The sequence below is a fragment of the Neorhizobium sp. LMR1-1-1.1 genome (assembly GCF_040675795.1).
GTDB lineage: Bacteria > Pseudomonadota > Alphaproteobacteria > Rhizobiales > Rhizobiaceae > Neorhizobium > Neorhizobium cellulosilyticum.
Genome location: NZ_JBEGHE010000042.1, coordinates 1 through 7,235 on the forward strand (window position 1 = coordinate 1; position 7,235 = coordinate 7,235).

Sequence of the window (7,235 nt, forward strand, 5' to 3'; positions counted from 1 at the left end):
AGCGGGGACGCACGGTCTTCCAAGTCGCTATCCGGTCATCTGCCGGGGAAGTCCATTACCAGACCGTTTAACGATCCGCTTGATGAGTGAACACTCGGGGAGCCACATCGTTCCCAATTCAGCTGGCTACATCTCCAACGGCCGACGTTTAGAGATCCGCGCCCATTAATCTGTTGCCCGCCTCCCAGGATCTCGGTGGGAGCCCCCACCTGCACCACTGTCGCGGCCCCTCCTCCATCATGCCTCCAATGAATTTGAACACCGGCCTGTGCGATTGCAAGGTTCCGTTAACCATATTCCGGGATGCTAAAGCTTCAACAGGAGAAGCGCGAGATGGCATACGATTGGACAGGCGAGACAAAAAAGTCAGAGTTCGCAGAGCATCTCATTATCGCTCTTGTCGTCTTCGCTGCCGGCACTCTGACACTCGCATTCGTGCTGACAATCCTGGCTTGAAGCTTACCTTTTAGGTTCAGAACAAGGTTAGTGCAGGATCGTACGCTAGCCGAAATTGCGCATGTTTTCGGTAGTTTGCAGCCTGCACCAAACGTGATGTTCTAGGTAGAAATACATCAGGAGCCTTCATTTTGGTAGGAATATCGATCTCGATCATCGTTTTCTCAACTAAAGGTACGATTTCGCACTAATCTTGTTCTGCCCCCGCGGAGCCGTGATCAAGTGGCCTTGCCTGCCGACAGGGATGTCACCGATGGCCGCAGTAGCGCCGCCGACGTTGTCAGTGGTCAGTGGCATTCGCACGCTTGAAGATGATCGTCACAGCCATCCCGCTGCCAGGCTCCGACTGCACGTCGATCTCCGCCTTGGCATTGTGACGTACAGACTGCACGATCATGGCGCTGAGCTTGCCGCGCCGTGGCCAATCTGCCTTCTCCGAGAGCCCCACACCGTCGTCTGCGACGAGCACTTTGCAGCCATCGTCATCGACAGTGCAGCGGACTTTGATCTCACCGCCGTCGCGTCCAACAAAGGCGTACTTGAGAGCATTGGTCATCAACTCATTGATGACGAGGCCAACTGGCATTGCGACGTTAATAGACACCGGCCAGGTGTCGACTTTCATATCGAGACGTATGCCTTCAATCGCATGGGCGGCCATTACCGAAGAAGCGATCTGGCTGACATATGTGCCGAGATCGACGGTCTCCGTATCCTCGCCCGCGTAGATCGATCGATAAAGGATGGACAGGGCTTCGATGCGACCAGCAAGGCGGTTGAAACGCTCACTCTCCCCCGGTTGCTGGGCGTTGCGCGCTTCCATGCGGATCAACGCCGTGATCATCTGCAGATTGTTTTTGACCCGATGCTGAAGCTCTTTCAGCAAAATGTCTTTTTCAGCAAGTGCCTCAGACAAAGCGGCGGCATCATTGGTGCCGGTTCGGGCGGACATTGCTAGGAGCCGGAACAATGGCTTACCGTCGTCGTCGACGATCGTGTTCGACCATGCATCGACAACGAAATTGTCATCGTGGATTGTGATTGTGAATGGTCCGAGATACTCCTCGCTCTGCAGCAAGGCATCAGAAAGCTTCGGCCCGCCGTCGAGAGAAGGCGCGGTGGGTAAAACGGACCATGCCTTGCCTTGCAGGTGCTCGCCTGAAAGCCCGGTCAAGCGCTCGAACTCGATGTTGCCATATACAAGATGCTCGTCATCGCCGAGCTCGGCGACCGCGACCGCGAACGGCACGTGGTCGAGAAACTGCCGAAATCGATCGTCGTCCAACGCCTCCGCCAGTTGCGGAAAATCGGATACAGTGGCCGGAGTGGGATGGGGCTCTTCACGATTGGACATATGCTTCAACAGTTATGGCAGATAGCCGTCTTTACCATGGCAAACAGACCATCCGCTAGAAAATTTCCGACAAATCAAGCCGACAACCGTGTGAGGGCATCGATGACAGGCTGGTGGGCATAAGGCTTGGGAAAGAACACGGAGCGCTCTGGCAGGTCGACCACTCGATCTTCCGGTTCCCCGAAGTGATGACAATCTCGATTGGCGGCCACCGGTCTCTGACGATCCATGCCAGCTTCAACCCGTCCAGACCTCCCGGCATGTCGATGTCGGTGAAGATTGCGCGTATGGAAGAATGCGTCTCTAGCAGCCGTAACGCTTCATCAGTGTTGCCAGCCTCAAGAACGCAGAAGCCGGCCGCCTGCAGATCATCGGCCACTGTCATCCGGATCAAAGGCTCATCTTCGACGACAAGCACTGTCGGCTGCGGCATTCTGACACCATTCTAAGACGTTGTGCCTGAAACTCTGTCGTCTTGAAGTTGTTCCCCTTCGACATGAGAGCCCCTGCCGGAACCATAAACGTATCCATGAGCTTATCGGATCGGGCTCAATAAGAAGATCCGAGCTAGAGAGGAAACATCATGAAAAACGTCATCATCGCCGCCGCCTTCGTCGCGGCGTCGAGTGTTTCGGCACTCGCGCAGCACGCCGCTCCCGCCGCCAACAGCGACGGCGATACTCCGGCTGTTGCGACGTCAGATACGACAAACCCGACCGCTCCCGTCGAGGGCGCCAATAGTTTTACTGAGGGCCAGGCGAAACAACGGATCCAAAAGGCCGGCTGCGCCGACGTGAAGGACCTCAACAAGGACGACAAGGCGTCTGGAATGCTACCGGCATGAAAGCCGGAACGATCGTGCCCTCGAATCCGCCGGCGTACGCTCCGACGATATCAGCATCGTGTCAAGCAACGCTGACAAGCGTCATGGCGAATCCAACGCTGCTGGTGCTGGCACTGGAGCCGGGATTGGTGCGGTGGTCGGCGGTGCAGGCGGACTCCTGACCGGACTTGGTCTGATGGCCATCCCAGGCGTCGGACCTGTTGTCGCGGCCGGCTGGCTCGTAGCAGCTGCCGCAGGCGCTGCTGCGGGTGCAGTGGCCGGCGGTGCTGCCGGCGGGATCATCGGTGGTCTAACAAGCTCCGGCGTCTCAGAACGTGATGCTCACGTTTACGCCGAAGGTGTCCGCCGTGGCGGCACGCTCGTCACCGCCAAAGTCGACGAACCGTTGGCCCCGGAAGCAGAGGCTATCCTAAAGCTTTCCAACTGGGTCGATCCGACCGAGCGGCGCGCTGCCTACGAGCAGCAGGGGTGGACGGGCTTCGACGATACGTCAGATCCGTATGATGCCGATCAAGTCGAGCAGGAACGCCAGCGCTATCGCCGCGCTGGGATTTGACATCATAACGAAGGGCGCTACAACGGCGCCCTTCGCACGTTGTGGCCCACAGTATGGGCAGTTTAGATAGCCCAGCGTTTCGTAGACCCCGCCGATGCCTGTCTAACTCAACGGGCGAAAACATTTCGCTTCCGACCTGCTTGTGCCCGGCGCTGTAGATCCTCCAGCTTATACGCTCGCGTTTCATGAGGTTGAAGAAACGTAAGGCCACGGCATCGCCGTGGCACTCTACCGTTTGGCGCGTCTATAAACCCGCGCCACGCAGATTGCCGATGGTGTCGCGGCTGACTTCCTTGCCAAAAATCTTCGACAGTTCGCCCCGGGTCATCGGTTGAGAATATCCCACCGCCAACAGCACCATTGCCTCGAACTAAGACAAACCGAGCCACCTCTCTCGTCGCCCTACGAACGACTCGGGTTCGGCTTTCTAATCTTCCTGTCCCCTATTCCCGCTTGCATGGTTCTAATATTCTCCGTGCCGTCGACCGTCTCCACATCCCATGTGCGGATCAACCGGGAGGCCTTAAAGACCGTTCGCGATGAGCTGGGTTCGTTGTTTGTCTGGACGCCGATTTGTGCGGCGGCGACCGAACTTATCTGCGCCCTACCGCGTTATCCGAGCATGTATGATAAGCATCATGATTCAGCCGAGCAACTTAAGTTACGCAAAGCGAAAAGCGTCTGGCTAGACTTGAAACCATCGAACACCTGTTGGAATTCGACCTCGATTCCCACCAGTCATATGCCGACGCAGTTGCTAAAGAGAGGCAACTGCTAAACCAAATGACGAGTTCTTCGAACGGCTAATCAGATTGCAGTTTGGAGACCTTCGAGGCCATGCAAAGGAACCATGGCGTTCAACTTAAGTTGTTTGACCAACAGATGAAGGGAAACAGTATGATTGCGCACAGGGCTCAATGGAAAGGTCATCTGAAAGTTGGAGAGCTTTCATGTGCCGTTGGCCTTTATACGGCCGCGTCGACATCCGAGAGGATCAGTTTCCATATGATCAACGAAAAAACCGGCAACCGCCTGAAGCGCGAGTTCATCGATAGCGAGACCGAAGAGGTCGTAGAGCGAGACCAGCAAGTCAAGGGCTTCGAGACTGGGAGCGGCGATTACATCATGATCGATCCAGAGGAAGTCGCGGCGGTCGTACCAGATTCTGACAAGATGCTTAATGCTGAGGCATTCATACCTTGCAGCAAAATAGACGACGCATATTTCGACAAGCCCTACTATCTGGTGCCAGCTGATGATGAGGCGAACGGTGCCTTTACCGCAATCAGAGATGCGCTCGCAAACACAGATGCTACCGCCGTAGCTCGCACGGTACTGTTCCGACGGATACGGACAGTTCTTATCCGTCCACATGGCAAAGGTCTAATCGCGACGACACTCAATTTCGACTACGAGGTCAGGTCGTCCAAAGAAGCCTTCAAAGCCGTGAAGAAGGTGAAGGTAGAAGGAGAGATGCTTGATCTCGCCAAGCACATCATCGACACGAAAAAGGGCGAGTTCGATCCAGCCAAGACGGACGATCGATATGAGGCCGCGCTTGCTGCACTGGTGAAAGCAAAAGCAGAGGGCAGGTCCCTTCCGAAGCCAAAGCCGATCAAGGTGTCGAAACCAAACGATCTGCTCAAGGCTCTCCGAGAGAGCGCTGGCACAGGCAGCGGAAGCTCTAAAAAGCCGAAGGCAGCCAACGCTAACGCCGGGAAAAAGATGACAACACGAGCGAAGTCTAAAACTACTTCGAAGGCTGAACAAAAGAAAGCGAGCTGACCATGGCACCTCGTCGTCCGTATTGGAGAGGGTATCTCAAGCTCTCGCTTGTCACCTGCCCTGTCGCCATGACACCGGCAACGTCTGGATCCGAAAAAGTCCGCTTTCATACGCTTAATGAGAAGACCGGAAATCGGGTTGTCTCTCAATACATCGACAGCGTGACAGGTAAGGCCGTTAGCGATGAGAACCAGGCAAAGGGCTACGAGAGAGGCGAAGACGATTACATTATTCTGACGGACGAAGACCTTGAATCAGTTGAGCTGGATACGGTCCGCACCATCGATATTGAAAAGTTCGTCCCTAGAGACCGTATCGGGTGGATCTACCTTGAAACGCCATTTTATCTCATTGCTAGCGACAAGATCGGTGACGAAGCCTTTGCTGTGATCCGCGAAGCGATGAAAGCTCAAGATGTCGTCGGCGTGTCGCGGGTCGTCTTGGGGCGCCGCGAACGAGCCGTGATCTTGGAGCCGCGCGGCGACGGTATTGTAGTCTGGACACTGCGGTTCGGTGACGAAGTGCGGCCCGAGTCCGAGTATTTCGCGGTGATCGAAAAGAATTCGGACACAAACAGCGTCACTGCCCTTGAAAACGTCATAAAAAAGCGGCTGACGGACTGGTCCCCGGCGATGGTGTCCGACCCCATCCAAGATGCGTTGCTGAAGCTCATCGCTAGTAAGAAAAAGGCTAAAAAGCCGGGAAAAACGGCTTCTTCAAAATCGAACAAGGGCAAGAGTGGCAAGCCGAGCAACGTGGTGAATATCATGGATGCACTGAAGAAATCAGTGACGAAGGAACTGAAGTCTCGCAAGGCCGGATAATCATTGCCCAGGACGCTGAGCGATCTACATTGAACGGACGCCCCCCTGCTCGCGCTGTTGTTCTCCAAAGCCCGGTTCCTAATAGCAACCGCCTCAAGGCACTTGTTGAGCAATGTCTGACCGACGAGGTTTCGCTGATCGCGATTAGCGGCCGAAACGCATTCTCGCTTGAAGCGGAAGTGGACTGGATGATCATCGGTGATGGGTCCGCGCCGGCCCGCCTCCTATGCGCCTCCGCCCATCACAACGAAGAAGATCATGATGGACTAAGCGACTCGATTTGCCTCTGGCGGAAACGGGCTCGTTGACCGCGTTGACGTGATTCGTCAGGCGTTCTTCAGATACCGAGCACCGTCTTAGGCCCGCATCAAGCCCAAACACCTTTCGCGGAACGAAATAGGCTGGTCATTGATTGAGTCGCCGAAGTAGGGGACCGACGAATGCTCCTCCCCGTGGGGTCAATAATGCGTAGTCGATCCAGACCTCTTCTGCACGGCGATCAAGTTGCTAAGTCGCGGCCGAGAAAGCCACGCAACCCAGCCCAACCTCACCTACCGTTTGACAGATGCCACAGCGGGTTGAACCCGCCCTGGCACTCCTGAAACCAAAAGCTCCGACAGGTCCCGACTGGGCGTTCGAAATGAAATTTGACGGGTATCGGTTGGCTATTCATATCGAGCCGAAATGTATCCGCATCCTTACGCGCGGCGGGCATGATTGGGCTGCACGCTTGCCGGCAATTGCGGAAGCAGCAGAAAAGCTGGGTGTCGGCTCAATTCTGGACCGCGAAGCTGTTGTCGTAGATGAGGATGGCCGATCCGATTTCGGCGCCTTGCAGCGTTCACTTGGCGGACGAGGAGGAAAGCGGACTTCAAAGGAAGCCGTTTTCTATGCCTTTGATCTCCCCTACTTTGACGGGCACCTCCTCACCAATACCGACTTATCCGTTCGCCGCCATCTCCTTGCCGACCTCCTTGACGGCGCGAACGGTGCGATCCATCTTTCGGAGGAACTTGACGGGGATGGCGCTGAACTGCTGGAAGCCGCATGTTCGATGGGTCTCGAAGGAATCATCGCCCAAAACCGTGACAGCAAGTACCGATCTGGACGCACCGGTGACTGGCTGAAGATCAAGTGCGTCCAGAGCGAGAGTTTCGTAGTAATTGGCTATGAGCACTCCGCCGTCGCTCGGGGTGGGATCGGTAGCTTGTTACTGGCAGCACGGTGGGGCGACAGTTGGGCGTCGGTCGGTTCAGTTGGCACCGGCTTTAAGGAGAAGGACGCTCTGTACTGCAAATTCCGAGGCAACCCGCCCCCTGATTCCGAAATGATGTCGCCCCCTAATTCCGAGAAATAGTCGCCCCCTCGTTCCGAGATGATGCCGCCCCCTTTTGAGGCATCTTTGAAGGATGTTGT

At 55.8% G+C, this 7,235-nt stretch carries 6 protein-coding genes and 3 pseudogenes; 6 read left to right on the forward strand and 3 right to left on the reverse strand.

Annotated features, from left to right (window positions below; translation table 11 throughout):
* Positions 1 to 333: 333 nt before the first annotated feature.
* Positions 334 to 456 (forward strand): hypothetical protein, encoded by a 123-nt coding sequence (locus tag MRBLMR1_RS23045; protein WP_404946921.1) that lies wholly within the window; start codon positions 334 to 336, stop codon positions 454 to 456.
* Positions 457 to 736: 280 nt separating this feature from the next.
* Here MRBLMR1_RS23045 and MRBLMR1_RS23050 read toward each other — a convergent pair whose 3' ends face one another.
* Both MRBLMR1_RS23050 and MRBLMR1_RS23055 read right to left on the reverse strand, forming a co-directional pair.
* Entirely contained in the window at positions 737 to 1,810 is a 1,074-nt protein-coding gene (locus MRBLMR1_RS23050) for a sensor histidine kinase (protein WP_500066464.1), read from the reverse strand.
* Positions 1,811 to 1,865: 55 nt separating this feature from the next.
* Positions 1,866 to 2,228: a response regulator gene (locus MRBLMR1_RS23055; RefSeq protein ID WP_500066466.1), complete on the reverse strand. Its 363-nt coding sequence runs from the start codon at positions 2,226 to 2,228 to the stop codon at positions 1,866 to 1,868.
* Between the two features lie 165 nt (positions 2,229 to 2,393).
* Here MRBLMR1_RS23055 and MRBLMR1_RS23060 point away from each other — a divergent pair.
* Both MRBLMR1_RS23060 and MRBLMR1_RS23065 read left to right on the forward strand, forming a co-directional pair.
* Positions 2,394 to 2,671, forward strand: a pseudogene (locus tag MRBLMR1_RS23060) (PepSY domain-containing protein); the annotation flags it as partial.
* Positions 2,635 to 3,210, forward strand: coding sequence for a hypothetical protein (locus tag MRBLMR1_RS23065; RefSeq protein WP_500066469.1), 576 nt, complete (start codon positions 2,635 to 2,637; stop codon positions 3,208 to 3,210). The pseudogene MRBLMR1_RS23060 and the gene MRBLMR1_RS23065, both read left to right, overlap by 37 nt.
* Positions 3,211 to 3,460: 250 nt before the next feature.
* On the opposite strand, the pseudogene MRBLMR1_RS23070 reads toward MRBLMR1_RS23065, so the two are convergent.
* Positions 3,461 to 3,580: pseudogene (locus MRBLMR1_RS23070) on the reverse strand (SMC-Scp complex subunit ScpB); the annotation flags it as partial.
* 527 nt (positions 3,581 to 4,107) lie between these two features.
* Here MRBLMR1_RS23070 and ku (MRBLMR1_RS23075) point away from each other — a divergent pair.
* The 3 genes and pseudogenes from ku (MRBLMR1_RS23075) to ligD form a co-directional block, all read left to right on the forward strand.
* Complete coding sequence (gene ku, locus MRBLMR1_RS23075; protein ID WP_500066471.1) at positions 4,108 to 4,995, forward strand: non-homologous end joining protein Ku; 888 nt, start codon at positions 4,108 to 4,110, stop codon at positions 4,993 to 4,995.
* 2 nt (positions 4,996 to 4,997) lie between these two features.
* Entirely contained in the window at positions 4,998 to 5,819 is an 822-nt protein-coding gene (ku, locus tag MRBLMR1_RS23080; protein ID WP_148148718.1) for a non-homologous end joining protein Ku, read from the forward strand.
* 464 nt (positions 5,820 to 6,283) lie between these two features.
* Positions 6,284 to 7,116: pseudogene (gene ligD / locus MRBLMR1_RS23085) on the forward strand (non-homologous end-joining DNA ligase); the annotation flags it as partial.
* Between the last annotated feature and the right edge of the window lie 119 nt (positions 7,117 to 7,235).